We start from the raw sequence: 25,152 nt of genomic DNA on the forward strand, positions 1-25,152 counted from the left end.
TCGATCAACGGCTCGGTCGTTCTACTCCTTCTCGGGACGACGCCATTCCAGCGCCGTGACTGTGAGCGCGGGCAGCATGGTCAGTGATACCACGGCGGCGCCCAAAATGCCGAACAAAACGATGGCGCCGACGCCCCGGTAGAGCTCCGTGCCCTCGCCGGGCATGAATACCAGCGGCGACAGACCGCAGATGGTGGTCAGCGTGGACATGGCGATGGGCCGCAGCCGCACGCGCACCGCCTCGCGCACGGCCTCCAGCGCCGAGGCGGAGGTCTCCCGGATTTGCCGCATGGCCCGGTCGACGATCAGGATGGGATTGTTGACCACGGTGCCCATGAGGATCAGGAAGCCCAGCATGGAGATCATGTCGAAAGGCTGGCGGATGGGGTTCAACCCGACCAGCGGCAGGGCGGCGCCCACCAGGTTCAGCAGGACCAGGCCGACGATGCCGCCGGCGATGCCGAGCGGGATGGTGGTCATGATCAGCAGCGGATAACCCCAGTGGCGGAAGATCGCCACCAGCAGCAGGAAGACAATGACGAGTGCCACGGGGTAGTTCTCCGCCAGGGCGGCCTGGGTGGCGGCCAGCTGGTCGCTGGCGCCGGAGATGTCCACGTTCACGCCGGCGGGCAGCCCGCCGGTCTCACGGAGCTGGCCGATGACCTGCGAACGCATCATCTCGACGCCGGTCTCCAGCGCGATGCTCTCGGGCGGGATGACGTTCAGCGTCACCGTCCTCTGGCCGTTCACGCGCCTGACGGTGCTGGTGTCCACGGTCTCCTCGATGCTGACCAGCGCCGACAGCGGCAGCACCGTGCCGCGAGGCGTCCACACCGGCAGGTCGCCGATGTCGTCGAGCCGGGCCTCGGTGCCGCGTCGGCCGAAGAGGTAGATGTCGATCTTGTCGTCGTTCTGGAAGAACTCGTCCACGAAGGCGCCGTCGGTGAGCGCGGCCACCGTCAGGCCCACGTCCGCGGCACTCATGCCCAGTTCCGAGGCGCGGTCCCAGTCGGGGCGCACTTCCACCAGCGGCTGCGACAGCGCGAGGGAGGAGGGGTTGGACTGGATGCGCGGGTTGCCGAATACCTCCTCGGAGCGCCGGTAGGCGGCGAGCGCCGCCTCGTAGATCACCGCCAGGTTCGGCCCGGAGATGTCCAGGTTGATGGAGCGGGTGCCGCCGTCGTTGCTGGTGATGATGGAACCCCGGGAGGCAAATGCCCGCATGCCCGGATAGGTCTCGTACTTGTCGGTGAGCACGTCCATCAGCGCGTCGACGTGGTCGGGGTCGACCGGCTCGGTGATGATGCGCATGCCGTCCGCCTCGATGCCGAGGTTGAGATACTGCAGCGCGGGCACCGGCGTCTCGCCGGCGTCGAAACGGTCCGGGTCGTCGCCGACGAAGGCCAGGAAGTAGTCCTGTATCTCCAGGCCGATGTCCGCCATGGTCTCCAGGTTGTAGCCCGGCGGCGCGCTCATGCGCGCGAAGATCTTCGGCTCCTCGCCCTCGGGCAGGTACTCCGCCGGCGGGGTGAGTATGAAGATGACGGCAAGGCTGGCGGCGACGGTGGCGCCGATGGTGCCGAGCCGTCGGGCGCGGGTTGCGATCAGCGTCTCCACGCCGGCGAGCAGGCGGTCACGCAGGTGCTGTCCGCCAGGTTGTCGCTTGCTGGTGCCGAACTCCAGCCGCGCGCTGGCCGTGGGGATCAGGGTGACGGCCACCAGCATGGAGGCGAGGATGGAGGCGGCGATGGCGATGGCGATGTCGGAGTAGAGCTGGCCGGCTTCCTCCTCGATGAACACGATGGGCGTGAATACCAGGATGGTGGTCAGCGTGGAGGCGAGTACGGCGGGCCAGACGTTGCGCACGCCCGCGACGGCCGCCTTGAAGCGGTCAAGGCCCCGGCGGCGCTCGAGTTCGATGCTCTCGATCACGACGATGCTATTGTCGAGCGTCATGCCGATGGCGAAGGCCACGCCGGCGAGCGAGATCACGTTGATGGTGCGTCCGGTCACCAGCAGGCCGATGAACGCGGCGATGGTACAGATGGGGATGCCGATGACGCCCACCAGGGTGGCGCGGCCGGAGCGCAGGAACAGGTACATCACCAGCGTCGCGAACAGCGCGCCGAGGCCGAGATTCACCCAGACGTTGGCCACGGAGGCCTCCACGTAGCCGGCGTCCTCCGCGGTCAGTTCGAGTTCCATGCCGGCCGGATTCAGGAGGTCGGCGTTGATGTCCTCCGCCGCGTCCAGCATGGCGTATTTGATGTCGATGACGTTGGAGCCGGTCTCCCGGCGCACGTACAGGCTGATTACCGGGTCGCCGTCCACGAACGAGAGGTCGCGGATCTCGAAATGGTCGAGTTCCACCCGGGCCACGTCTTCCAGCCGGATGATCGTGTCGCCGCGCCGCTCGATGATCAGCCCCTCGAGGTCGGCGACGTCGCCGAAGCGCCCGACGGTGCGCAGCAGGTAACGGCGCTTGCCGCTCTCCACTTCGCCGGCGGAGATGTCCTGGTTGCGGCTGCGCACCGCGTCGCGCACGTCGCTGATGGTGAGCCCCCGATCCGCCAGGCGGGAGGGATCCAGCAGGATGCGGATCTGGCGCTCGGCGCCGCCGCCGACGCCCACCTGGGCCACGCCGGGCACGCTGGACATGCGCGGGCGTACGTTGTCCTCGATGAAGTCCCGCATCATGTCCATGTCGAGCGAGCGCGGATTGCCCGGCAGCGGCGAGACGCGGAAGAACATGAAGGCGTTGGAGGAGAAGCTGGTGGCGTCCACCCGCGGCTCATCCACGTTCAGGGGGTAGGAGGGCACCTGGTTCAGCGCGTTGTTGACCCGGATCAGCGTCTGGGTGATGTCCACGCCGAACGGGAAGTCCAGCTCGATGCGGGCCTGACCGCTGGAGGCCGTGGCCTCGAGCCGCTGCAGGTTCGGGATATTGCGGAGGTACTCCTCCTGCTCGATCAGGATTTCCTTCTCGATGTCCTGCGGGGTCGCGCCCGGCCACGAGGTGCGCACGGAGATGGTCCGCACCTCCAGGTCCGGGATCATCTGCACCGGGATACGCAACGCGGCCACGAGCCCGATGACCGCGATGATGAGCGCGGCGACGGTGGTCAGTATGCCGTTGCGGACGATGGCCTCGAACACGGCCCTAGTCCCTGGTCACGGTGACGGTCTGTCCGTTCTGCAGCGCCTCGTTGCCCCGGGTGACCACGCGGGTGCCCGCCTCGATGCCGCTCACGATCTCGACCAGGCCGTCGAACTCCAGGCCGGTCTCGACGCGCTGCTCGGTCACCGTCGCTTCGTCGCCCTGGCCCTGCAGCACCCACACCGTGATGCGGCCGTCGGGATAGCGAATCAGCGCGTCGCGGGGCACCACGACGGCCTCCCGGCCGGTATCCAGATGCAGCGCGCCGCGGGCGGACATGCCGGGCGTCACCGGCAGGCCGTGTCCCTCGGCGGCCACGGCGCGCAGCAGGAAGGTGCGCGCGGCGGGGTCGTTCACCGGCACGATGGCGATGATGTCGCCCGGGATGGACTCCTCCGGCGCGGCATCCGGGCTGATGTCGATGAGGGTGTCCGGGGAGATGTCCGGGTAGTAGTTCTGCGGCACGCGGAAGTCGTAGCGCAGCCCGTCGACGGCCACCAGCTCCAGCAGGCCGTCGCCCGGGTTGACCCACTCGCCGACCTCCGCCAGCCGCCGGGCGACGGCGCCCGCGAACGGCGCCCGGATCTCGTGGCGCCGCACCACCGCCTGCTGCTGGCGGAACGCCGCGCTCGCCGCCTGCAGTGCCGCCTCGTCGGCGGCCACCTCCGCGCGGCGGGATTCGATCTCGGTCTCCGGGATGCCCCGCTCGCTGCCGAGCCGCTCCGCCTCGGCCAGCCGCCGCCGGGCATCGGCCACACCGGCCTCGGCTTCCGCGAGAGTGGCCTGGGCACGCTGCAGCGCGAGTCCCTCGAGTTCGTCATCCAGGCTGACGAGGATGTCGCCCGCCGCGACCCTGTCGCCGGCGTCTACCGCGAAGTCGTCGATGAGTCCCCCGACGGAGGGGGAGAGCAGCGCAGAGCGGGGAGAGGTCACCGTGCCGCTCACAGGCAGGATGCGGACTACCGGCTGTATGCGCGCCTCGCGCACGGTGACCGGCGGGCCTTCCGCTGCCGCCGGCGGCGCCCACGAGAGCAGGGCGCCGCAAACGAACAGTGCGGCACAGGCAATCGCGACGGTACCGGTGGCGCGCTCTGCCCCGCTGGGCTCGAAGGAGTGAGTCATCACCGCCTCGCGACGTCAGGAACGACGGTTGACGGCGAATTCAGCGACGGCGATCAGCGCGTCCTTGTAATCCGACGGCGGCAGGCCGGCCAGCGCCGCGATGGCGTCGTCGGCGGCACGCTGCGCGCGCTCGGCAGTGTATTCCAGGGCGCCGGTCGACTCGATGGCCGCCTGCACCGGCGCCAGGTTGTCCAGTCCGCCGTTCTCGATGGCCGCGCGGATCAGCCTGCGCTGCTCCGGCGTGCCCTTGCTCATCGCGCGGATGAGCGGCAGGGTCGGTTTGCCTTCGGCGAGGTCGTCGCCCAGGTCCTTGCCCAGTTCGTCGGGTGACGCCTTGTAGTCCAGCGCGTCGTCCACCAGCTGGAAGGCGGCGCCGAGGTTGCGGCCGTATTCCGCCATGCGTTCGCGGACGTCCGCCGGCTGGCCGGCCAGCACGGCGGCGATGGCTGCGCCTGCCTCGAACAGCTTGGCCGTCTTGCGGTAGATCACCTCGAGGTAGCGCTCCTCCGTCGTGTCCGGGTCGTGCACGTTCATCAGCTGCATGACCTCGCCGGCGGCGATGGTGTTGGTGGCGTCGGCGAGTATGTCCATGACCTGCATGTCGCCGATACGCACCATCATCTGGAAGGAGCGGGAGTAGAGGAAGTCGCCCACGAGCACGCTGGCCTGGTTGCCGAACACGTGATTGGCGGTATGGCGGCCGCGGCGGCGGTCCGAGGCGTCGACCACGTCGTCGTGCAGCAGCGTGGCCGTGTGGATGAACTCGATGATGGCGGCGGCCCGGATGTGCTCCTCGCCGTCGTAGGCGAGCGCCCGGGCGCCGAGCAGCACCAGCAGGGGGCGCAGGCGCTTGCCGCCGCTGCCGATGATGTACTCCGCCACCTGGGAGACGAGCAGCACGTCGCTCTGCAGCGACTCGCGGATGAGCGCATCCACGCGGTCCATGTCGGAACGCGTCAGGCGTCGCAGCGCATCCAGCGTCGCGACACGGCGGGTGTCTTCTGCGGCATACATATCGGCGATCGATAATGCCTGAAACGGCGCCGCTTGGCGAGCCGGCGGCCTTTGTCAGAGGCTGTCCAAGCCCCTGAATCCGGGGGTTATTCGTGGGTCGGCCCCGTTGACCGGCCGGCATGCAGGCCGTACAATGCCCGGTCTTTTGGGGACCCGCCGGCCGTACCGGCCTCTGTCGGGTCCGTTCTCACCGTTCTCAACGGGTAATGACAGACAGGCGAAGGGGCGGCCGCGGTTGGCCGGAGCCCGCTTCCGGAGTTCGAGATGTACGCGGTTTTTCGTAGTGGCGGCAAGCAGTATCGGGCCAGCATGGGCGACAAGCTCCGGCTGGAGCGTCTCCCTGCCGAGGAAGGGGCTTCCATCGAGTTCGACGAGGTATTGTTGATCGGCGCCGGCGGCGAGCTGAGTGTCGGCAAGCCCCTGATCGATGGCGGCAAGGTCGAGGCGACGGTGCTGGCGCAGGGCAAGGGCCGCAAGATCGACGTGGTGAAGTTCAAGCGGCGCCAGAACTACAAGCGCCTGGGCGGCCATCGACAGGCCTTTACCGAGGTGGAGATCACCGGCATCAGTGGTGCCGGCATGACGGCGGGACCGGCGGAGAAGGCCGAGGCCGCGCCGAAGAAGAAGGCCGCCAAGAAGAAGGCTGCCAAGAAGACCGCGACCAGGAAGAAGGCTGCGAAAAAGAAGACCGCCAAGAAGACGGCGGCGAAGAAGGCGGCCGCCGGGAAGGAAGGGGCCGGCAGCGACGAGTAAGGTAATACGGGTAATGACGTGCGCCGCCGCGCGGCGCCAGCGGACGAGCAGGTAGACGACAATGGCACACAAGAAAGCAGGCGGCAGCAGTAAGAACGGCCGCGATTCAGAATCCAAACGACTGGGCGTGAAGCTCTTCGGCGGCCAGTCCGTGGTGGCGGGCAACATACTCGTGCGCCAGCGGGGCACCCGCTTCCATGCTGGCACCAACGTGGGCGTCGGCCGGGACCACACCCTGTTCGCCAAGGCGAACGGCAAGGTCCTGTTCGAGAAGAAGGGACCGCAGGGCCGCAAGTACGTGAGCGTCGTCGACGCCTGATCGGCGAGGCCGGATCCGGAGCCGTGGCCCCGCGGCCAGTGACGGTACTCCGTCCCGCTGAGAAAACCCCGCTGCGGCGGGGTTTTTTTGTCTCCCGCTGAAATTCCGATGAAATTCGTCGACGAAGCGACCATCCGAGTGCAGGCCGGCAACGGCGGCCACGGCTGCCTGAGTTTCCGCCGCGAGAAATACGTCCCGCGGGGCGGGCCGGACGGCGGCGACGGTGGGCATGGCGGCAGCGTCTGGCTGCAGGCCGACCAGGGCATCAACACGCTGGCCGACTTCCGCGTGCAGCGTCGGTTCCGTGCGGAAAGTGGCGAGGCCGGTGCCGGCCGGAACAAGACCGGCCGCTCGGGCGACGACCTGACCGTGCGGGTGCCGGTGGGCACCATCGTCGCCGACGTGGACACCGGCGAGGTGCTGGGCGATCTCGCCGACGACGGCGCACGGCTCAAGGTGGCCGAGGGCGGCCGCGGCGGTCTCGGCAACACCCGCTTCAAGAGCTCCACCAACCGCGCACCGCGCAGGACCACCAACGGGACGCCGGGCGAGGCGCGGCACCTGAAGCTGGAGCTGAAGCTGCTGGCCGACGTCGGGCTGCTCGGCCTGCCGAATGCGGGCAAGTCCACGCTGATTCGGGCCATGAGCGCGGCCAGGCCGAAGGTGGCCGACTATCCGTTCACGACGCTGCATCCGAACCTCGGCGTAGTGCGGGTGGGCCCGGAGCAGAGCTTCGTGATGGCGGACATCCCGGGCCTGATCGAGGGCGCGGCCGAAGGCGCAGGCCTCGGCATCCGCTTCCTGAAGCATCTGGAGCGGACCCGGCTGCTGCTGCACGTGGTCGACGTCGCTCCCGTCGACGGTCACGACGTGGCCGCTGCATTCGCCGCCATCGAGGGCGAAGTGCAGAAGTTCGGCGCCGGGCTCGCGGAGCGTCCCCGCTGGCTGGTGCTCAACAAGATCGACCTGCTCGAGGACACGGCGCTGGAGGGATTGCGCGCGGATCTGCTCGCGGAGATCGGCTGGAGCGGGCCGGTATTCGCCGTAAGTGCCGCGACGGGGGCCGGTACCGAGGCGCTCGCCCGCGCCGTGATGGCGCATCTGGAGCGCGAGCGCCGGGCATGAGGCCGCGCCTGCCGCAGGCATAAAAAAACCGGCCGACGGCCGGTTTTTCTTCGGCTGCGGTCCGGCGTCAGCCGAGCGAGCTGATCCGCTTGTTCAGGCGGCTCTTGTGGCGCGCCGCCTTGTTGCGATGGATGATGCCCTTGTTGATCATCGAGTCGATCACCGGCACTGCCTCCTGATAGCTGGCCTGGGCCGCTTCCTTGTCACCGGACTCGATCGCCTTGATCACTTTCTTGATGCGCGTGCGCAGGCGGGAACGGAGCGCCATGTTGTGCTTGCGGCGCTCTTCGCCCTGCCGGGCCCGTTTCTCTGCTGATTTGATGTTAGCCACTCGAATTCTCTCTGCGGAGCGTGCGGGAAAGCCGGGTATTCTCGCACGCGCGGCGCTATTGTCAAGCCTGACAGCGGCTTAGGGCGGCGGTGCCGGCGACCGCGGAAACCGGCCCGGCTTCGGGCTACACTTCGCCATTGTCCGCAATCGTCCGCAATCGTCCGCCGCTGGCGGCCATTGCCCGGCAGACGGAGGAATCTTGGGCCAGCAGCGTAATTCGGAGTCAGCCGGCGACGGCGGGGCCGGGCAGGGCGGCGCGGCAAAGCTGCTCCGCTCCACCTCCACGGTCAGCGCGATGACCCTGCTCTCGCGCATCCTCGGGCTGGTGCGCGACATCGTCTTCGCCCGCTTTTTCGGCGCCGGCGTGACGATGGATGCCTTTTTCGTCGCCAACAAGATTCCCAACATGCTCCGCCGTTTCTTCGCCGAAGGCGCCTTCTCCCAGGCGTTCGTGCCGGTGATCTCGGAGTACCGCTCCACGCGCAGCCACGAGGAGGTGCAGGCGCTGGTGGACCGGGTCGCGGGCACGCTGGGCGCTTTGCTGTTCGTCATCACCGCCGTGGGCGTGGTGGCTTCGCCCGTGCTGGTGCTGATCTTCACACCCGGCTTCATCGGCGACGACGGGCGCTTCGACCTCACCGCGGCCATGCTGCGGCTGACTTTTCCCTACCTCCTGTTCATCTCCCTGACGGCACTGGCCGGCGGCATCCTCAATACCTTCGGCCGCTTCGGCGTTCCGGCCTTCACGCCGGTGCTGCTGAACGTCGTGCTGATCGGCTTTGCGGTGTTCGTCGCGCCCCGGGTGGCCGAGCCGGGCATGGCGCTCGCCGCCGGCGTCTTCGTGGCCGGCCTGGTGCAGCTCGTCTTCCAGCTGCCGTTCCTCGCCCGTATCCGCGCGCTGCCGCGGCCCCGCTGGGGCAGGCGAGACGAGGGCGTACTGCGGGTCGGCCGCCTCATGCTGCCGGCGCTGTTCGGCTCGTCGGTAGCCCAGATCAACATCCTCATCGACAACCAGATCGCCTCGTTCCTGGGCCCGGGCAGGATCAGCTGGCTGTACTACTCGGACCGGCTGATGGAGTTCCCGCTGGGCGTTTTCGGCATCGCGCTGGCCACGGTGATCCTGCCCGGTCTGTCGGCCCACCATGCGCGCAGCGAGACGGGCGCCTTCTCCGCGACGGTGGACTGGGCGCTCAGGCTGGTGCTGCTCATCGGATTGCCCGCCGCGCTGGCGCTGGCGGTGCTGGCCGGACCGCTGATCGTCACCATTTTCTACGGCGGCGAATTCACCGCGTTCGACGTGCGCATGGCCCGCCTGAGTCTGATCGCCTTCTCGTTCGGACTGCTGGGGTTCATCCTCGTAAAGGTGCTGGCGCCGGCCTATTTCTCCCGCCAGGACACGAAGACCCCGGTGCGGATCGCGGTGGTGGCACTACTGTCGAACCTGGTGCTGAACCTGATCTTCGTGCTGACTCTCCTGCGGGTCGGCGCGGAGGGCACCCATGCGGGTCTGGCACTGGCCACCTCGATCGCCGCCTTCGTGAATGCGGGGTTGCTCTACCGCGGGCTCCGCACCCGGGGCATCGTGACCCACGGCCCCGGCTGGCCGCTGCTGCTGGCGCGTATCGGCGCCGCCTGTGCCCTGATGACGGCCGCGCTCGTCTGGCTGGACCAGCCCGCCGACTGGTGGCTGGCCGCCGGCATCGGCGCCCGCGTGGGCTGGCTGGCGCTGCTGGTCGGCAGCGGACTCGGGGTCTATGCCCTCGCGCTGGCGGCGACCGGACTGCGGCCGCGCCACCTGCGCCTCGGCGCGGCTGGCGAGAGGCGGGGCTGAACGGCGCCCTCCGCCGCGATCCGCGCGCCATCGTGCTACCCTTCCGCCTGCACCGGCGCGGTGACTGCCGCGGTGTCCGGACCAGAGGTTTCCATGAAGCTCAGCAGGACGAGAGATTCTTTGCCGCGTCTCGCGGGCCCCGCCGGCAGCGTGCTGACGATCGGCGCCTACGACGGGCTGCACCTCGGCCACCGGCGCATACTCGACCGGGTCCTCGCGGAGGCGCGCGCCCTCGGTGCCGACCCGATCGTGATGAGCTTCGAGCCCACGCCCAAGGAATTCTTCTCCGGGGAGCGGCCGCCGGCGCGTCTCATGCGTTTCCGCGAGAAGTTCCAGGCCCTGCGTGACTACGGTATCCGGGGCTTCTTCTGTCCCCGCTTCGACCGGCGCATGGCCGACATCGGCGTGAAGGAATTCGTGGATGCGCTGCTGGTCGAGGGCCTGCGTGTCCGCCACCTGGTGGTCGGCGACGACTTCCGCTTCGCCAGGCGCCGCAGCGGCGGCGTCGAGGATCTGGTGCGGGCCGGCGAGCGCGCCGGCTTCAACGTGGAGCAGGTGCCCAGCGTGGTGGTGGACGGCATCCGAGTGAGCAGCAGCGCGGTGCGCGAGGCGCTGGCGGCCGGCGACATGGAACAGGCCCGGCGTTTCCTCGGCCGCTACTATCGCATGGGCGGGCGGGTCATCCGCGGCCAGCGGCTGGGCCGTTCACTCGGCTATCCCACCGCCAACGTGAATCTCTGCCGGCGCCAGAGTCCGGTGATGGGCATCTTCGCCGTGCGCGTGGACGGCCTGGGCGACGCGCCGCTGGACGGCGTCGCCAGCGTGGGGACGCGGCCGACGGTGGACGGCACGAAACCGCTGCTCGAGGTCCACTTGTTCGATTTCGACGACGATATCTACGGCCGCTACATCGGCGTCGAGTTCATCGCCAAGCTGCGCGACGAGGCCCGGTTCCCGGACCTCGGCGCCCTGACCGAGCAGATGCACGTGGACGCGGCCCAGGCACGGGAGATACTGGCAGCATGACGGAGGAAGCCGGAGTGAACGAATCCCCCAGCGACGGGGCGAAGGAGATTGCGGGCCCGCAAGGCGGCGCCACGGCCGTCCACTGGCTGTGGCTATCGCTGGCCGTCCTGGCGGCCGACCAGGCGACGAAGTGGGTGGTCACCCGGGAGTTCGAGCTCTTCGAATCGGTGGCGGTGAACCCGTATCTGGACCTGACGCTGCTGCATAACACCGGCGCGGCGTTCAGCTTCCTGGCGGACGCCGGAGGCTGGCAGCGCTGGCTTTTCACCGGCCTCGGCATCGTCGTCAGCATCGTGATCCTGTTCTGGCTGCGGCGGCTGCCGGCGCGGGGTCAGTCGTGGCTGGCCATCGGCCTGTCCCTGGTGATGGGTGGCGCGCTCGGCAACGTGATCGACCGCGTACAGTACGGCTACGTGATCGACTTCATCCACGTCCACTACGAGGATGCCTACTTCCCGGCCTTCAACCTCGCCGATTCGGCCATCACGGTGGGTGCGGCCTGCCTGATCATCGACGCGCTGTTCTTTTCCGGCCGTGAGGAGGCCGGGGAGAAGGGGGACGGGCAAGAGACCTGACGGGCTGCCCGGCTCAGAACCAGAACCGGGCGGCCCGTCACGTGCCCGTTACCGCGCCGGTTACCGGGCCCAGCATTCGTCCGGGCCCAGCGGGCCCGAGGTACGGGTGCCGCGGGCGTCCAGCTCGAACCAGCTGCACTTGCCGGCTTCGGCATCGGCATTCTGGTAGTCCGCACGAACCGTGAAGTCCGCCGCGTTGCCCGCGGTGATCGAGATTTCGTACTTCCCCGTATCGGTCGGCACGGCGTTGCTGGCGTAGCCGAATGCCGTCATCGTGTTGGCGTAGGTGGAGTTCTGCAGGTAGAACTTCTCCTGGTCGGCCGCGATGCGCAATAGCATCGACCGCGCCTCGGTGCGCTGCGCCCGCGAGGAGTACTCGCGGTAGTTGGGGTAGGCCAGCACCGCCAGCGTGCCGATGATCACGACGACGATCATCAGTTCCAGCAGCGTGATGCCTTGCATGGTCTTGCGCATGATTCCTCTCTCGTGCGGGACGGGCAGGGACGGGCGCCGATTACTCGACGCCGTCCTCCGTCCAGAAGGTCCTCACGGGCACGTTCTCGAAGCCCGGGTCGAAACATTCGACGCCGACGCAGCCGACCGGATCCGGCGAGCATTCCTTGCCCACGCAGTTCTGCGGATCGTCAGGGCTCGGGAAGAGGAATACCGTCTCCGGCGCGATGCCCTCCTGCTTGAGTTCCTCCGAGCGCGGGTCGGGGTCGGAGACTTCGCCGTCTTCCGGCGGCGGCGGGTCGCCGTTGACCACGCTGATCTCGTACAGCCGGTTGACACCGCCGCCCGGGTTGCAGGCAGCCAGGTCCGCGATCTTCGGCTGGAAGCTCACCACGAACACCTTGTCGTTGAAGGTACGCGACTCGGAGAGGATTTTCTCGCCGTCACGCAGCGTCAGCATCCAGCCGTCGTCGCTGGGTCCGATCACGGTGCCTGTCGGCTCGTTGGTGACGTCCACCAGCGTGGCCTCGGTGACGATCTGCCCGGCGCCCAGGCCGTCGTACCAGGTCTGGGGCTGCTGCTGGAAGATGTACGGGTCGCGGATCGAGTAGAAACGCTCGTCCGTATCCGTGTCCAGCGGGTGCGAGCGGTAGCCGGTGCCGATGCTGATGGACAGGTAGCGCTTGTCCTGCACCGGGTCACGGAAGATCGCGATGTCCGGGGCCACGAAGAAGCGTCGCTCGTTGGCCGCACCCGTCAGGCCGCTCTCGATACCGAAGGTGCCGATGACGCCGCCGGCCACGAGGTCCGACGGCGGCTGGCCGTCGAAGATGTCGAAGCGCCAGAGCTGGCCGCCCATGTCGCCCACGTACATGCGGTCGGCACGGCCGTTGCCGTTCATGTCCGCCACCGTCACGTCCGACGGGATGGCGCGTTTCATCTTCGGCAGTACCAGATCATGGGACGTGTCGTTGCCGGCGGACCAGAGCAGTTCGCCGTCGTCGACGTCCACCATGAAGATGGCGTTGCCGAAGGAGTCCTCGGCGCTCGAGAATGCGCCGGGCTCGTCGTGGGCGACGTCGTAGCCACCGGCGAAGATCAGCACGGTCTTGTGGTCCGCCTGGCTGGCGCCGTCGACCGCGACCCTCGCTGGTACCGGCGTCGACCAGCTCTGCCCGATCGACGGATTCGAGAACTTCCACGCGAGCTCCGGCGATTCCGGATCCGTGATGTCGATGGCGTAATAGCTGCCACCGCCACGGCGCATGCCGAACACCAGGTAGACGTTGTCGATGCCGGTGTCGATGAGGCCGTTGTTGTTCTTGTCGATGATGACGGCCTGCATATTGCCGTCCACGCCGTAATGCTTGTTCGAGGACTTCGGGTTCTCGAACAGGCGGGCCAGATCGGAGAGCTTCTCCCGCGGGACGAAGGCCCACAGCTCTCTGCCGTCCTCGGCGTCGATGGCGTGCACGTAGCCTTCGTTGGTACCCACGAAGACGACGCTGCGGACGTTGGCCTCGGTGGTGCCGTAGACCACTACCGCGGGGCGCGAGTGCAGGGGATCGCCCATCTGGTTGCGCTGGTTGGTCAGCGGGTCGCCGTCCTCGTCCTGGATGTCTTCACCCAGCGCCCATGCTATGAGGTCGGACTTCGACGGCTCGGTGGAGGCGCCGGTCAGGCCCAGGTCGGCCAGCGAGAAGTTGCCGGCGTTGGCCAGCGAGACCGCGTTGGCCGGGGCCTTGAGGTCCACGCCGCTGTTGCCGGTCAGGTTGGTGTACAGATTGCGCGAACCGGGGGCCGGCAGCTCGTTGGCGGCGCCACCCAGTTCGACAACCCGCCCGTCGTCGACGTCGGACCAGAAGCTGCGGGCCGTCTCGGTCTGCCCCGTGTTCGGGTCGGCCTGTTTGAAGAAGCCCGTGACAGGGTCCACGGCCTCGATGCCGTTCGCGTCCACGATCTTGCCGCCCACCAGCTTGTACTTCTTCAGGTTGCCGGGCCAGCGCAGCTTGCGGTCCGCACGGAACACCGTCACATACAGCTCGTTCAGGTTCTGGGCCCGGTTGAAGGCGTTCACCGGCACCGCCGGCGCCGTGAAGGTCACTTCCTGCTGGCTGATCGTGTTCAGGATCTGCGTCAGCGCGTCGGTCAGGCCCTGGGTGTTGTCGGCCGTGTAGTACTGGCCGCCGCCGGCCTCGGCCGTCTCCTTGAGGAGCGGGAAGTCGGTGCGGAAGCCGATCGTGTACGTATTCACGTGAGGCGTCCCGAGCTCATCGCCGTTGATGTCGCCCTTGAACAGGTATTCGGCGATATCGTCGAGGCAGGCGCCGTCGCCGGTGCCGGTGCAGCCGGTGCGGCCGGTCACCACGGAGTAATCGGGCAGCCAGCTGGTCAGGTTGTAGTACTGCACATCCCGGTCCGCTGTCGGCTGGCCGTCCGTCAGCAGGACGATGAAATTGCGCGAACAGGAGTAGCTGACCGGGTTCACGTAGGTATCCGGGTTGGTCGACGTGTCCACCGCGTCATAGTCCTGGTTCGTGCGCCAGTTCCAGTAGTGGTATTCGGGGCTCATGCCGCGGTAGTACCGCGCCGCCTCCCAGAGCGTCTCCGACAGCGGGGTCAGGCCGCTGGCCGGTATATTGTCGATGACGTCGAAGAGCTCGGCCCGGCTGTCCTCGATGCGCTCCATGGCCTTGATGACCTGGCCGCCGTCGTCAAAGTTGAACCGCATCATGCCGACATTGACGTCGTTGACTGTGGAGAGCACGTTCTTGGCCACTTCCTTCACGATATCGATGCGGCGCTTGAACGTCGTCGGCGGATTGGCGGACCAGTTCATGTAATTGCCGTCCACCACCTTGTAGGTGGTGTCTGCGAGGCCCGCGCCCCAGATCAGCGCCTGGTCGGAATCCGAGGTCCAGGGGAGGTTGTCCAGGCCGCGCTGGGCGAAAACGGCCGCGCTGGAGGCGGTCTCGCCGTGCAGGCCGGCGTCGCGGGCGCACTCGACCGGGCTCGAGTTGTCACTCGGGTCCAGCCGCGCCCACTGATCCGTGTCGTCGCCGACCGGGTATTCCCGATACTGGACGAACTTGTCGGTGTAAGCACCCGTCGCCCGCAGCTCGGCCGTGGCCCGGTCGCAGAAGAACGAGGCCTTGTCGATCTGGGCGAGAGAGACGGAACAATCCGGAGTGGCGGACGTATTCGTGGTCCAGTACAGCTTGGAGCTGTCGCAGGAGCCACTGTAGTCGCGGTCCGGGTCGTAGTCTTCCTGCACGGACTCCCAGCTCGTCATACTGCCCGACGAGTCCATGATGAACAGGATGTTCGGCCGGTCCTCCGGCAGCGTCGTCGGGTTCAGTACCAGCAGCTCGGTGTCGTCTGCGAGGGCGCCGCCGCCTGCTGCCAGCGAGAGCAGTGCTCCGGCCGCCAGCACTCGAATGTTCTGCGTGTTCCGAGTCATATCCCTATCCTCGTGTCTCGAACGACCGCTTGCCGGAGGTCTCCGGCGGCGTGCTCACGTTGATCTGCCGCACACGATTGTCCTCGAGCCGGTAGACCACCGTGCCCACCGCCTCGTCGCGGCCTTTCATGTTCAGGACTGCCTCGCGGAATGCCCTCAGCGTCATCGCGCGGCCGTCGAAGAGGTAGCTCGTGTCGCCCTCCACACGAAGCGTCACCCGGTCGCAGTCGTCGCATTCCCGCAGGATCACGCTGCCGAATTCGTTGGCGGGGAGCGTCAGATGCCTGACCCACACCTCGTAGGCCTCCTCGACCGCCGGCGGCGCTGCTGCCGCCACCTGTGCGAGGCCGGCGAGCGCCAGCACTGTCAGTGTCATCCGTAATCTCATGTCGCTGTCTCCCTCGGTGATCCTTCCGCCTCAGGGGCAGACGTCGGTGATGCCCTTCGGCCCGACGATGTAGAAGTTCTGGGTGTGCTCTGCGGTCGCGCCCCGGGTCGATTCGGCGGTCGCGATCGTCTGGAAATGGAATGCGGCGATGCCCTTGCCGGCGCCGATGCTGAAAGCGGCATCCGGTACCAGCGTGTTGCACTGGTAGGTGGTGGTCGATTCGACGGTGTCGGTGCCGTTGATCACATGCGGCGCGATGATGTTCGGCGCCGCCGTCTGGAACGTACCCTGGGCCAGCGCCTCGTCCACGCCGGATTCGGCGGCCTGGAAGGCGCTTTCCAGGAACTGGTTGTTACCGGCCATGGTGAGTCCGGTGGTCGCCGTGTTCATGCCGGAGATGGCCAGCAGCGTCAGGACCATCAGCAGGACCAGGCCGACCACCAGCGCGGCACCGCCCTGGCGCCGTCGCGTTGCGTTGAATTTTTCGCTCGTCTGCCTCATGTGCGCACGTTCCTCAGCAGTATCGTTTTGGTCTTGACCATGCGGCGGAAGTCATCGTTGAAAGCGCCCAGGTCGACGTCGGCGAGCTGGTAGTTAGTGTTGTCGGCGATACCCGGTTCGCGCTCGACCGAACGCACCAGGAGCCAGAGCCGCACGGCCAGGACCCGGACCTCCGGGTCGAATGCCGCGGAGGCCGGATCGATGATCGGGCTGTCCGGGTTGACGTAACGGTCCACCGTGGCGTTCCCGTCCATATCGAGGCCGAACTGGATCTGCATGTTCTCGACGCCGGGCACCACTTCCTCGTCGCGGATCACCGGTGCGCCGCCCACCGATGCCAGCGATCGCCGTCTGAGGGACGGCACGTTGGGGAAGATGTCCGAACTCGGCGAGACGTAGTAACCGTTGACCACCAGGTTGTTGGTCTGGGTGCCGCCGCCCACGAAGCCGCCGGGAGCCACGCCGTTCGAATACAGCTGACCCTGCAGCCGCGTCGTCTCCAGCTGGATGACGCCCGCGGTAGGCGCGGCCGGCGTGATGCGCGCGTGGCGCACGACGAAGCTGTCGGAGTTCGGCATGAAGTTGCCTGCGCCCACGCACGGCCAGTCGGTCGTGTTGTTCGCACCCTCGATCGGACGCAGAAGATCCGTCACGAAGTCGGCGCCGCAGCCGGCCGGAGGATTGATGTTCAGCGGATCCGGGTCGCCCGTGGTGGCACGTCCCTCGACCAGGTCCGGCCGGCTCAGCAGGCCCCAGTAGCTCGCCATGCGCAGATCGGGTTCCATGACGTCGAAGGCGAACTCTCCGTTCTCCTGCACCCGTGCGATGTTCTCGTTGACGATGTAGGCGCTGCGGCTCTGCATGTAGACCTGCACCGCGCCGATGATCAGGAACGAGCCGATCACGAGGGCGACCATCAGCTCGATCAGCGTGACGCCCTGCTGGCGCCGGTGGCCGTGATTTGCGTTCATGGCATCCATCAGTTCATCGCCTGTACCTGGATGGTGTAGGAGGGCTGCTCGGGCAGACCCGCCTCGTCCCAGTTGACCGTGACCGTATACGTCCACGGCACCGTCGCCTGGTCCAGCGCGACCTGAACGTCGCCGTCCGGCAGAGTCTGCTGGGCCTGCTGGCTCCACAGGAAGATGTCGTGCTGTGCCATCTGGTCGGCGTCGCAGTCCACGAGGCCGGTGTCGCAGTCGTTGTCCGCGCCGGCGCCCTCGTAGGTGATGCCGGCCGTACGATTGGCCCGGATCCGGTCGGCCACGTCGCCCGCCAGGGTCACCGCCTGGGTGCGGAACTGGGCGGTGCGCCCGGCCTGCAGCGTCTGCAGGTACAGCCCCGCGATGCCGAGCATGCCCACCGACATGACCACCATGGCGATCAGCGCCTCGATCAGGGTGAAGCCCCGTATTCTCTGCATCAGGTTCGCGTTCATCCTCTCGCTCATCCGTTCTTTCCGCGCTTCCCGGTTCAGGGGCAGCCGCCGCCGACCAGTACGTCGGCCACGTTCTGGACCAGGGCCACCTCACGCACGATCTGGGGTCGGCCGGGGCCGTCCATGCGCAGGGCGCGGGCTGCAGACAGCCCGCCGGCCGCCGGCACGTTGCCCCGTGCGTCACACATCAGGGCGCCGCGCAGGGCGGGGGCGCCAGCCACGTCGCCGCGGCCGAAGCCCGTGGCGGCGTAGGAGAAGTAGTTGGAGCCGCCGTTGGTCTGCAGCGTGATGCCGTCCGGTATCCCGCCCACGCTGCGGATCACGTCTTCGCCGGCATCGATCGCGATGTCGCCGTCGTCGTCCGCGAACACCACCCAGCCGTCCGCGAAGGTGCCGCCGCAGGCCGGATTGGCCGCCTCGGCGTTCAGGCTGGAACACACGGTGACCGGCGACTTGCGTTTGACGGCCTCGCTGCGGGCCAGCGTGAAGGCCGAAAGCAGGTCGTTAGAGGTGGCGGCCATGCGGTTGTTGCGCGTGAACTCGAGGAAATTGGGCACGCCCAGGGACAGGATGATGCCCATGATCACGACCGTGACCAGCAGCTCGTACAGCGTAAAGCCGTGTTGTGCGGTTCTTTCCATGGGGCGGACACTACCCCGCACCGCGTTGCGGAGGAAATATTCCCGACGAGCGGTCACTCAGGGCGGACGAGCGGTACTTGCCGTCCCGGCGGTCACGCGCCCGGGCAGGCCAGGCTGGCAGGGGCATCGTCTCCCGGTGCACTCCGCGGACGGCCTGTATAGCTCACGATCAGCGCCCGGGCAGGGACGCGGCCGGCGTCGTCGCAGACCAGAAAGGTGCCATTGGTATTGCGTTTGCGCACGCCGCGCAGGGTGTAGCGGTGCCGGTTCGTGATTATGTTCACTGCATCGGCGGGCCGGTGGCGGCGGAGTACCGCCTCGCCGGGGTCCGCCCGGCCGTCGTCATCGTCGTCGACGAACAGCATCCAGCCGCCGCCCCAGTCGGCAGCGCCAGTGCAGCGGCTGCCGTCGGCGGACTGGCAGAGGACGAGGTTGAGCCGGCGCTTGATGGCCTCCTGACGGCCGAAGTGCAGCGCGTGGTGCAGGGCGTTGATCTCGGCCGTCAGCTGATTGCGCGCGATCAGACTGCCGAGTGGCGGCGCGCCGATCACGATCAGGATGGTCGCCACGCTCAGCGTGACCAGCAGCTCGTATAGCGAATAGCCGCGGTGTGGAGACATGGCCCAGTTCCCTCCGGTGCCGTTGACCGCAGGGGGCATTGTCGGCAGCGAGTACCTGCCGAGCGAGCGCGATTCCCGGGCGAGGCGCCCGGAAATCGGGCTTGTGCGCCATTTTGAGAATCACTATCATCTTTCGAGGAACATTGGACTCGGACCAAGCCTATACTTGGTCTAAACCTGAAGCGGTCGGTATCCCTTGAACAGACAGGAAGTCGAAAAGCGCCTCGAATCCCACGGCGTCATGCCCACGCCCCAGCGCGTCGACGTGGCCAGCATCCTGCTGGAGCGTCCCCAGCATCTGTCCGCCGAACAGATACTGGAGCGTCTGCGCGAGCGGGGCAGCCGGGTGTCGAAGGCCACCATCTACAACACGCTGAAGCTGTTCAGCGACAAGGGCCTCGCCCGGGAAGTGAACGTGGATCCCAGCCGGCTGTTCTACGATTCGACCACGCACCCGCACCACCACTTCTACAACGTGGACACGGGGGAGTTGTCCGACATCCCCTCCGGACAGGTGGCCATCATGGACGTGCCCGATCTGCCGGCCGGCACCGAGCAGGAGAGCGTCGAGCTCATCATACGGGTGCGGGACAAGCGCTGAGCACCCCAGGGCACGCCCTCGGCCAGGCGGTGGATTGCCTGCCTATTCCGCATTATCTATACTCGCCGCCCACCCGGGGCCGAAGTAGCTCAGTCGGTAGAGCAACGCATTCGTAATGCGTAGGTCGTCAGTTCGAGTCTGACCTTCGGCACCAGCCTCCCGCACCCGGTTCGTCCGTCCCCCTCCCTGATCCGCCCCTCGCCCGGTCCGGCGATGCCGTGCACGTCGACGCCGTGAGGCCGCGCGGGCGCTGCTCATTGCTTGCTCATCGCTTCTCAGCCGACTACCGATGCATAACCCAAGTCATTCCGGTTACTTAGCTTGTATTCTTAGAATATCGTGTCAGAATGCGTCCCTAACACGGTGTGCGCGGGGGATACCGGAAGTGAGAACGCTGTCAATCCAACGGTCCGCACGGGCTTCCTAGAATGTCCCGATTGAGAACGTCCCCACTGACTGCCGACGGGTGCAAAGCCTCGAGATGATCAGCGAGAAGGATCTGCGGGCCGGCATCGCCGGCGACACCCTCGCCTCACGGCGCGGTTCCGGGCAATACCCCGCGATCGCGGTGGATGCCGTCTACACCAAGCTCGCAATCAATCTCCTCACCCTCGAGAAGGACACGGCAGGCGCGGTCATCGAGTCCGTGGTGGAGGATCTCCGTGACGCGGCGGGGGTCGACGTCGCCTTCGTCTGCCTCGCCGACGAACGCGCCGCCAGCATCGAGACGGTGATCGCGGCGACGTCCCCCTACAGTATCTGCCGGCCCCAGGTGCTGCAGCACCAGGATCTCGGCGACTGGCGCTGGCTGGCCCGTGGCATGAGCGGCCAGCGTCTGCTGGAGATCGGCGACTGCGGTCAGCCGCCGGCGGGTGCGGAGGCGGAGGCGGCGCGCCTCGCCCAGATCGGCCTGGGTGCCTGCCTGCTGATCGGCGTCGGCACCGCTGAGGGTCCGGCCGGTTTCATCGCGCTGGCCAACGAGGCGCCGGTGGACGGCTGGGACGCCAACCTCAAACTGCTGCTGAAGCTCCTCGGTTCCAGCTTCGGCGCCGGCGTCGAACGCATTCGCACCCGGGCCGAGCTGGCACACATCCGCGAGCGCGACGAACTGCTGTCCGAGACTGCCAACGACGGCATCTGGGATTTCGACGGCCGTGCCAAGGCCGTGTGGTTCTCCCGCCGCTGGAAGACCATGCTCGGTTACGACGAGGACGAGGAGGATATCTCCCCGGACTGGTACCGCCTGGTGCACCCTGACGACATGACCCGGGTGCAGTCCAAGATGCGCGAGCACCTGGAAGGTCGGGCGGACTACTTCGAGAGCGTCCACCGCATGCGCCACTCCAGCGGCGACTGGCGCTGGATGATCAGCCGGGCGAAGGCGCTGCAGGACGACAACGGACGGCTGCGGCGGCTGGTGGGCGTCGAAGTGGATATCACGGAGCGCAAGCTCTACGAGGAGGCGCTGTTCCGCGAGAAGGAGAGTGCCCAGATCACCCTGCAGTCCATCGGCGATGGCGTGGTCACGACGGACGCCGACTGCAACGTGGAATACGTCAACCCGGTGGCCGAGGAACTCACCGGCTGGAAGGTGGACAGCGCCACGGGGCGCGCGGTGGACGAGATTTTTCGCGCCTACCACGAGGAAACCTGCGAGCCGCTCGAGAATCCGGTGGCCGTGGCCATCCGCCGCAACCGCTCCATCAAATCGGTGCGCCCGACGCTGCTGATCACCCGGGACGGCAACGAGCTGTACGTGGAATCCACGGCCTCGCCCATCCGCGACGGCTCGGGCAACGTGACGGGCGGGGTGCTGATATTCCACGACGTGAGCGAGGCCCGGGAGCTGAACCGCAAGCTGGCCTACCACGCGAGCCACGACATGCTCACCCAGCTGGTGAACCGGCGCGAGTTCGAGAGCCGGCTGGAACGCGCGCTGAAGAGCGCGAGGGCGAGGGAGACTTCCTACGCGCTCTGCTACATGGACCTCGACCAGTTCAAGATCGTCAACGACAGCTGCGGCCACAGCGCCGGCGACGCGCTGCTGGCCCAGCTCGGTGCGCTGCTGAAGTCGAAGATCCGCTGGCGGGACACCCTGGCGCGCCTCGGCGGCGACGAGTTCGGCGTGCTGCTGGAGAGCTGCAACCTGGACGAGGCCATGCGTACCGCCGAGGAACTGCGCGAGACGGTGGCCGACTACAAGTTCGTCTGGGACGAGCGCAGTTTCCGGCTGGGTGCCAGCATCGGCGTGGTGCCCATCACCGCGGACAACGACGACGTGGCGGCGCTGCTGTCGGCGGCCGACAGCGCCTGCGCGGCGGCGAAGGAGGCGGGCCGCAACCGGATCCACAGCTATCACGAGAACGACATCGACCTCATGCGCCGCCGCCGCGAGATGCAGTGGGCCGCGCGCATCAACAACGCGCTGGAGGAGTCGCGCTTCGAACTCTTCCGCCAGACCATCCTGCCGCTGCAGGGCGAGGACCGGGGCGCCCATTACGAACTGCTGCTGCGCATGCGCGACGAGGCCGGCGCGATGGTGTCGCCCGAGCTGTTCATCAACGCGGCCGAGCGCTACGGCATCACGCCGAACATCGACCGCTGGGTGATTTCCAACGCCTTCCGCTGGCTGGTCTCCGAGGCGGACGAGCGCGAGCGCCTCGATCTCTGTTCCATCAACCTGTCCGGCCAGAGTCTCGGCGACGAGAAGTTCCTGCCCTTCGTCATCGACCAGTTCCAGGTGAGCGGTCTCGACGCGACGAAGATCTGTTTCGAGATAACCGAAACGGCCGCCATCGCGAGCTACTCACAGGCCAACCGCTTCATCAACGCGCTGAAGGAGCTGGGCTGCAAGTTCGCCCTGGACGACTTCGGCACGGGCCTGTCGTCGTTCGGCTACCTGAAGCACTTCCCGGTGGATTTCCTGAAGATCGACGGCAGCTTCGTGAAGGAGATCCTGCACGACCCCATCGACCGGGAGATGGTCCGCTCGATCAACGAGATCGGCCACCTCACCGGCAAGCAGACCATCGCCGAGTTCGCGGAGAACGAGGAGATCATCACCATGCTGCGCGGCATGGGCATCGACTATGCCCAGGGCTACGGCGTCTCCGAGCCGAAACGCGTGCAGCAGAACTTCGCCGCCGAATCGCTCTAGTCGTTATATCGCTATAGTCCGTCTAGCGTCCGTCGGCGGAGGCCTCGCCGGTCGCCGCGCCGAAGCGCATCGAGTAATCCACGGCGCGCAGGTGCTTGGTGAGCGCGCCCACCGAGATGAAGTCGACGCCGGTTTCGGCGACGGCCACCATGTCCTCCATCTCGAGTCCGCCGGATGCCTCCAGCGTGGCGCCCGTGCCGCCGTCGCCGGTGATGCGCACGGCCTCGCGCAGGGCATCGAGCGGAAAGTTGTCGAGCAGCAGGCGGTCGGCTCCGGCGGCCAGCGCCTCGCGCAGCTCGCCGATGTTCTCCACCTCCACCTCGACCGGCAGCGCCGGGTTCCCGGCACGTGCCTGCGAGACGGCTGCCGCGATGCCGCCGCAGGCGATGATGTGGTTCTCCTTGATGAGTATGGCGTCGAACAGCCCGATGCGGTGGTTGACCGCACCGCCGCAGCGTACGGCGTACTTCTGGGCCAGCCGGAGACCCGGGATCGTCTTGCGGGTATCGAGTATGCGGCAGCCGGTGTGGGCGACGGCGGCGGCGTAACGGGCGGCCGCCGTGGCGGTGCCGGAGAGCGTCTGCAGGAAATTCAGCGCGGTGCGTTCGCCGGTGAGGATCGGGCGGGCAGGCCCCTCCAGGGAGCAGACTGTCTCGCCCGGCGCCAGCCGGTCGCCGTCGTCGGCCTGCCATTCGATGCGGATGGTCTCGTCCAGCACGGCGAAGACCCGGTCGAACCAGGCGCGGCCGCACAGTATTGCGTCCTCGCGGCAGACCACAGTGGCGCGGGAGCACGCCCCGGCGCCGATCAGCGCGGCCGTCACGTCGCCTTCGCCGACGTCCTCCGCGAGGGCGGCGTCGACGCTCGCCCGGATGTGTCCCGAGAGCCTGTCTTCCTGCATTTCCGCTGCCTCCGCGCCGCGCCGGGACGATACGCCAGAGTGTCTCTGGTCACAAGCGTCAACATACGTATAATCCACTATAAATGCATAGCGACCGGCAGCCGCCAGGATTGGACCAGACAGTGATGAACGAGCCGCCGCCGAGACGCCCGGCCTCGCCTTGCGTGAACATCTGCACGCTGGACGAGCGGGACGTCTGTACGGGCTGTCTGCGCACCCTCGACGAGATCGGCGCCTGGTCCACCCTCAGCCCGGAAGAGCAATGGCGCGTCGTGGACGCGCTGCGCGCCCGCGCCGCGCAGCGGAGAGCCGGCCCCTGAGGTCTCATGAACACCCCGCGCTTCACCACTGTCCTGTTCCCGCTCCTGCTGGCCGGCTTCGGCCTGACCGGCTGCACGGCCATGCTGATCGGCGACGGTCAGGCGAGTGGCGGCGCGAATGGCCAGGGCGGCATCTCGAGCGGGCGCGCCGCGGAGACCGGCAGCACGCGATCGATCGGCGACGCCGAAGTCACCGAGGCGGTGCGCTCGAGGCTGCTGGCGGATACATCGGTGGAGGCGACGGGCATCGACGTGACGACGGCCGCAGGGCGGGTGACGCTCAGCGGCATCGTCACGAGTTTTGCCGAGCGGGACAGGGCGGGCCGGCTGGCCGCCGCCGTTCCGGGGGTCGTGGGGGTGGATAACCGTCTGGCCGTGCAGGCGCGTCGCTAGCAAGCCTGACGACGGCAAGTCAACGAGAGCAAAGGAGGTAGAGGGGAATATGGACGTAATGGAAAGGATCAAGCAGCAGATCAGCGAGAACCCGATCCTGCTGTACATGAAAGGGACGCCGGATTTCCCGCAGTGCGGCTTCTCCGCTCAGTCGGTGGCGGCACTGAAGGCCTGCGGCAAGGAATTCGCCTACGTGAATATCCTGGAGGATCCGGAGCTGCGCGAGGCGCTGAAGAGCTATTCGAGCTGGCCGACCTACCCCCAGCTCTACGTTCGCGGTGAGCTCATCGGCGGCTCGGATATCGCCGTGGAGATGTATCATTCCGGCGAGCTGAAGCAGATGCTCGACGACGTCGCCGCCTGAGGGCGGCGGCGCTCAGGCGCCGGCCAGCGCGTCCCGATATACGCCCTGCACCCGGTTGACGATCTCGCAGAACAGATCCGCCGTCCGTTCGGCGTCGTAGGCTGCGGAATGGGCCCGGGATTCGTCCCAGTCCAGTCCCGCCGCAGTCACTGCGCGCGCCAGCACCGTCTGTCCGAAGACCACGCCGCCCAGCGTCGCCGTATCGAAGCTGGAGAACGGGTGGAACGGGTTGCGCTTCAGCCCCGTGCGTCGTACCGCGGCATTCAGGAAACTCAGATCGAAGAAGGAATTGTGGCCCACCAGTACGGCCCGGGTGCAGCCGGTCTCGCGGATGGCGCGGCGCACTTCCCGGAACACCCGCTGCAGGGCGTCCCGCTCGTCGATGGCCGGGCGCAGCGGATGCCACGGGTCGATGCCGTTGACGGCCAGCGACGCTGCCTCCAGGTTGGCGCCGTCGAAGGGCTTCACGTGATAACGGTGGGTCTCGCTGCGTCCCAGGCGGCCGGCGTCGTCCATCTCCAGCAACACGGCGGCGATCTCCAGCAGCGCGTCGGTGTCCGCATTGAAACCGCCCGTCTCGACGTCGACCACGACGGGCAGGAAGCCGCGGAAGCGGTTCGCAACCGGTGCCGGCTCGCTCTGTTCGTTCGCTTTCCCCATAC

General features: G+C 67.5%; 24 protein-coding genes, 1 tRNA gene and 1 pseudogene. 12 read left to right on the plus strand and 14 right to left on the minus strand.

Features of this window, described 5'->3' with window-relative positions; translation table 11 throughout:
- Positions 1-21: 21 nt before the first annotated feature.
- Genes ACJMK0_RS14585 through ispB form a run of 3 tightly spaced genes read right to left on the minus strand, consistent with a single transcriptional unit; the run spans position 22 to position 5,293 of the window.
- Positions 22-3,156: an efflux RND transporter permease subunit gene (locus ACJMK0_RS14585; protein WP_405239289.1), complete on the minus strand. Its 3,135-nt coding sequence runs from the start codon at positions 3,154-3,156 to the stop codon at positions 22-24.
- A 4-nt stretch (positions 3,157-3,160) separates the two neighbouring features.
- Positions 3,161-4,279 (minus strand): efflux RND transporter periplasmic adaptor subunit, encoded by a 1,119-nt coding sequence (locus tag ACJMK0_RS14590; protein ID WP_405239291.1) that lies wholly within the window; start codon positions 4,277-4,279, stop codon positions 3,161-3,163.
- A 15-nt stretch (positions 4,280-4,294) separates the two neighbouring features.
- A complete protein-coding gene (ispB, locus tag ACJMK0_RS14595; RefSeq protein ID WP_405239293.1) occupies positions 4,295-5,293 on the minus strand; it encodes an octaprenyl diphosphate synthase in 999 nt (332 codons plus the stop codon).
- A gap of 264 nt (positions 5,294-5,557) precedes the next feature.
- Here ispB and rplU point away from each other — a divergent pair.
- From rplU to cgtA, 3 genes and pseudogenes are all read left to right on the plus strand, one after another.
- A pseudogene (rplU, locus tag ACJMK0_RS14600) lies at positions 5,558-5,866 on the plus strand (50S ribosomal protein L21); the annotation flags it as partial.
- Between the two features lie 241 nt (positions 5,867-6,107).
- A complete protein-coding gene (gene rpmA, locus ACJMK0_RS14605) occupies positions 6,108-6,365 on the plus strand; it encodes a 50S ribosomal protein L27 (RefSeq protein ID WP_405239295.1) in 258 nt (85 codons plus the stop codon).
- A 108-nt stretch (positions 6,366-6,473) separates the two neighbouring features.
- Positions 6,474-7,490 (plus strand): Obg family GTPase CgtA, encoded by a 1,017-nt coding sequence (cgtA, locus tag ACJMK0_RS14610; RefSeq protein WP_405239297.1) that lies wholly within the window; start codon positions 6,474-6,476, stop codon positions 7,488-7,490.
- A 67-nt stretch (positions 7,491-7,557) separates the two neighbouring features.
- Here the strand turns inward: cgtA and rpsT are convergent, their stop codons facing one another.
- The gene (gene rpsT, locus ACJMK0_RS14615; RefSeq protein WP_405239299.1) at positions 7,558-7,821 is read right to left on the minus strand and encodes a 30S ribosomal protein S20; all 264 of its coding nucleotides are present in this window, start codon (positions 7,819-7,821) and stop codon (positions 7,558-7,560) included.
- A 199-nt stretch (positions 7,822-8,020) separates the two neighbouring features.
- Between rpsT and murJ the strand changes: the two genes are divergently transcribed.
- The 3 genes from murJ to lspA all read left to right on the plus strand — a co-directional run bounded on the left by murJ (position 8,021) and on the right by lspA (position 11,253).
- On the plus strand, positions 8,021-9,652 hold the full coding sequence (gene murJ / locus ACJMK0_RS14620) for a murein biosynthesis integral membrane protein MurJ (RefSeq protein ID WP_405239301.1): 1,632 nt from the start codon (positions 8,021-8,023) through the stop codon (positions 9,650-9,652).
- A 93-nt stretch (positions 9,653-9,745) separates the two neighbouring features.
- The gene (locus tag ACJMK0_RS14625; RefSeq protein WP_405239303.1) at positions 9,746-10,678 is read left to right on the plus strand and encodes a bifunctional riboflavin kinase/FAD synthetase; all 933 of its coding nucleotides are present in this window, start codon (positions 9,746-9,748) and stop codon (positions 10,676-10,678) included.
- Positions 10,675-11,253 carry a signal peptidase II gene (gene lspA / locus ACJMK0_RS14630; protein ID WP_405239305.1) on the plus strand — a complete coding sequence of 193 codons (579 nt, stop codon included), beginning with the start codon at positions 10,675-10,677 and terminating at the stop codon, positions 11,251-11,253. Before ACJMK0_RS14625 ends, lspA begins: the two co-directional genes overlap by 4 nt.
- Positions 11,254-11,313: 60 nt before the next feature.
- Here lspA and ACJMK0_RS14635 read toward each other — a convergent pair whose 3' ends face one another.
- The 8 genes from ACJMK0_RS14635 to ACJMK0_RS14670 form a co-directional block, all read right to left on the minus strand.
- The gene (locus tag ACJMK0_RS14635) at positions 11,314-11,727 is read right to left on the minus strand and encodes a type IV pilin protein (protein ID WP_405239307.1); all 414 of its coding nucleotides are present in this window, start codon (positions 11,725-11,727) and stop codon (positions 11,314-11,316) included.
- A 40-nt stretch (positions 11,728-11,767) separates the two neighbouring features.
- Positions 11,768-15,166 carry a pilus assembly protein gene (locus ACJMK0_RS14640; protein WP_405239309.1) on the minus strand — a complete coding sequence of 1,133 codons (3,399 nt, stop codon included), beginning with the start codon at positions 15,164-15,166 and terminating at the stop codon, positions 11,768-11,770.
- Between the two features lie 4 nt (positions 15,167-15,170).
- Positions 15,171-15,542 (minus strand): hypothetical protein, encoded by a 372-nt coding sequence (locus tag ACJMK0_RS14645; RefSeq protein ID WP_405239310.1) that lies wholly within the window; start codon positions 15,540-15,542, stop codon positions 15,171-15,173.
- A 42-nt stretch (positions 15,543-15,584) separates the two neighbouring features.
- Positions 15,585-16,055, minus strand: coding sequence for a PilX N-terminal domain-containing pilus assembly protein (locus ACJMK0_RS14650; RefSeq protein WP_405239312.1), 471 nt, complete (start codon positions 16,053-16,055; stop codon positions 15,585-15,587).
- The gene (locus ACJMK0_RS14655; RefSeq protein WP_405239314.1) at positions 16,052-17,026 is read right to left on the minus strand and encodes a PilW family protein; all 975 of its coding nucleotides are present in this window, start codon (positions 17,024-17,026) and stop codon (positions 16,052-16,054) included. The genes ACJMK0_RS14650 and ACJMK0_RS14655 overlap by 4 nt, the downstream gene beginning before the upstream one ends.
- An 8-nt stretch (positions 17,027-17,034) precedes the next feature.
- Positions 17,035-17,505, minus strand: a complete 471-nt coding sequence (pilV, locus tag ACJMK0_RS14660; protein ID WP_405239316.1) for a type IV pilus modification protein PilV — start codon at positions 17,503-17,505, stop codon at positions 17,035-17,037.
- A 23-nt stretch (positions 17,506-17,528) separates the two neighbouring features.
- On the minus strand, positions 17,529-18,134 hold the full coding sequence (locus tag ACJMK0_RS14665) for a GspH/FimT family pseudopilin (RefSeq protein ID WP_405239318.1): 606 nt from the start codon (positions 18,132-18,134) through the stop codon (positions 17,529-17,531).
- 92 nt (positions 18,135-18,226) lie between these two features.
- Positions 18,227-18,754: a GspH/FimT family pseudopilin gene (locus tag ACJMK0_RS14670; protein ID WP_405239320.1), complete on the minus strand. Its 528-nt coding sequence runs from the start codon at positions 18,752-18,754 to the stop codon at positions 18,227-18,229.
- 241 nt (positions 18,755-18,995) lie between these two features.
- Here ACJMK0_RS14670 and ACJMK0_RS14675 point away from each other — a divergent pair, with 241 nt between their 5' ends.
- The 3 genes from ACJMK0_RS14675 (at position 18,996) to ACJMK0_RS14685 (ending at position 22,512) form a co-directional block, all read left to right on the plus strand.
- Positions 18,996-19,355, plus strand: a complete 360-nt coding sequence (locus ACJMK0_RS14675) for a Fur family transcriptional regulator (protein WP_405234165.1) — start codon at positions 18,996-18,998, stop codon at positions 19,353-19,355.
- A 78-nt stretch (positions 19,356-19,433) separates the two neighbouring features.
- Positions 19,434-19,509, plus strand: a tRNA-Thr gene (locus ACJMK0_RS14680).
- A 327-nt stretch (positions 19,510-19,836) separates the two neighbouring features.
- Positions 19,837-22,512 (plus strand): EAL domain-containing protein, encoded by a 2,676-nt coding sequence (locus tag ACJMK0_RS14685; protein WP_405239322.1) that lies wholly within the window; start codon positions 19,837-19,839, stop codon positions 22,510-22,512.
- A gap of 22 nt (positions 22,513-22,534) precedes the next feature.
- Here ACJMK0_RS14685 and nadC read toward each other — a convergent pair whose 3' ends face one another.
- Entirely contained in the window at positions 22,535-23,413 is an 879-nt protein-coding gene (nadC, locus tag ACJMK0_RS14690; protein WP_405239324.1) for a carboxylating nicotinate-nucleotide diphosphorylase, read from the minus strand.
- A 164-nt stretch (positions 23,414-23,577) separates the two neighbouring features.
- On the opposite strand from nadC, the gene ACJMK0_RS14695 reads away from it, so the two are divergent.
- The 3 genes from ACJMK0_RS14695 to grxD are packed head-to-tail and all read left to right on the plus strand — an operon-like array spanning position 23,578 to position 24,490.
- A complete protein-coding gene (locus ACJMK0_RS14695) occupies positions 23,578-23,733 on the plus strand; it encodes a DUF1289 domain-containing protein (protein WP_405239326.1) in 156 nt (51 codons plus the stop codon).
- Positions 23,734-23,739: 6 nt separating this feature from the next.
- Positions 23,740-24,126, plus strand: coding sequence for a BON domain-containing protein (locus ACJMK0_RS14700; RefSeq protein WP_405239327.1), 387 nt, complete (start codon positions 23,740-23,742; stop codon positions 24,124-24,126).
- 49 nt (positions 24,127-24,175) lie between these two features.
- On the plus strand, positions 24,176-24,490 hold the full coding sequence (gene grxD / locus ACJMK0_RS14705; protein ID WP_405239329.1) for a Grx4 family monothiol glutaredoxin: 315 nt from the start codon (positions 24,176-24,178) through the stop codon (positions 24,488-24,490).
- Positions 24,491-24,502: 12 nt separating this feature from the next.
- Here grxD and rnt read toward each other — a convergent pair whose 3' ends face one another.
- Positions 24,503-25,150 (minus strand): ribonuclease T, encoded by a 648-nt coding sequence (rnt, locus tag ACJMK0_RS14710; RefSeq protein WP_405239331.1) that lies wholly within the window; start codon positions 25,148-25,150, stop codon positions 24,503-24,505.
- Positions 25,151-25,152 lie beyond the last annotated feature (2 nt).

The sequence above is a fragment of the Lentisalinibacter orientalis genome, from assembly GCF_040706535.1.
Lineage (GTDB): Bacteria > Pseudomonadota > Gammaproteobacteria > Steroidobacterales > Woeseiaceae > Lentisalinibacter > Lentisalinibacter orientalis.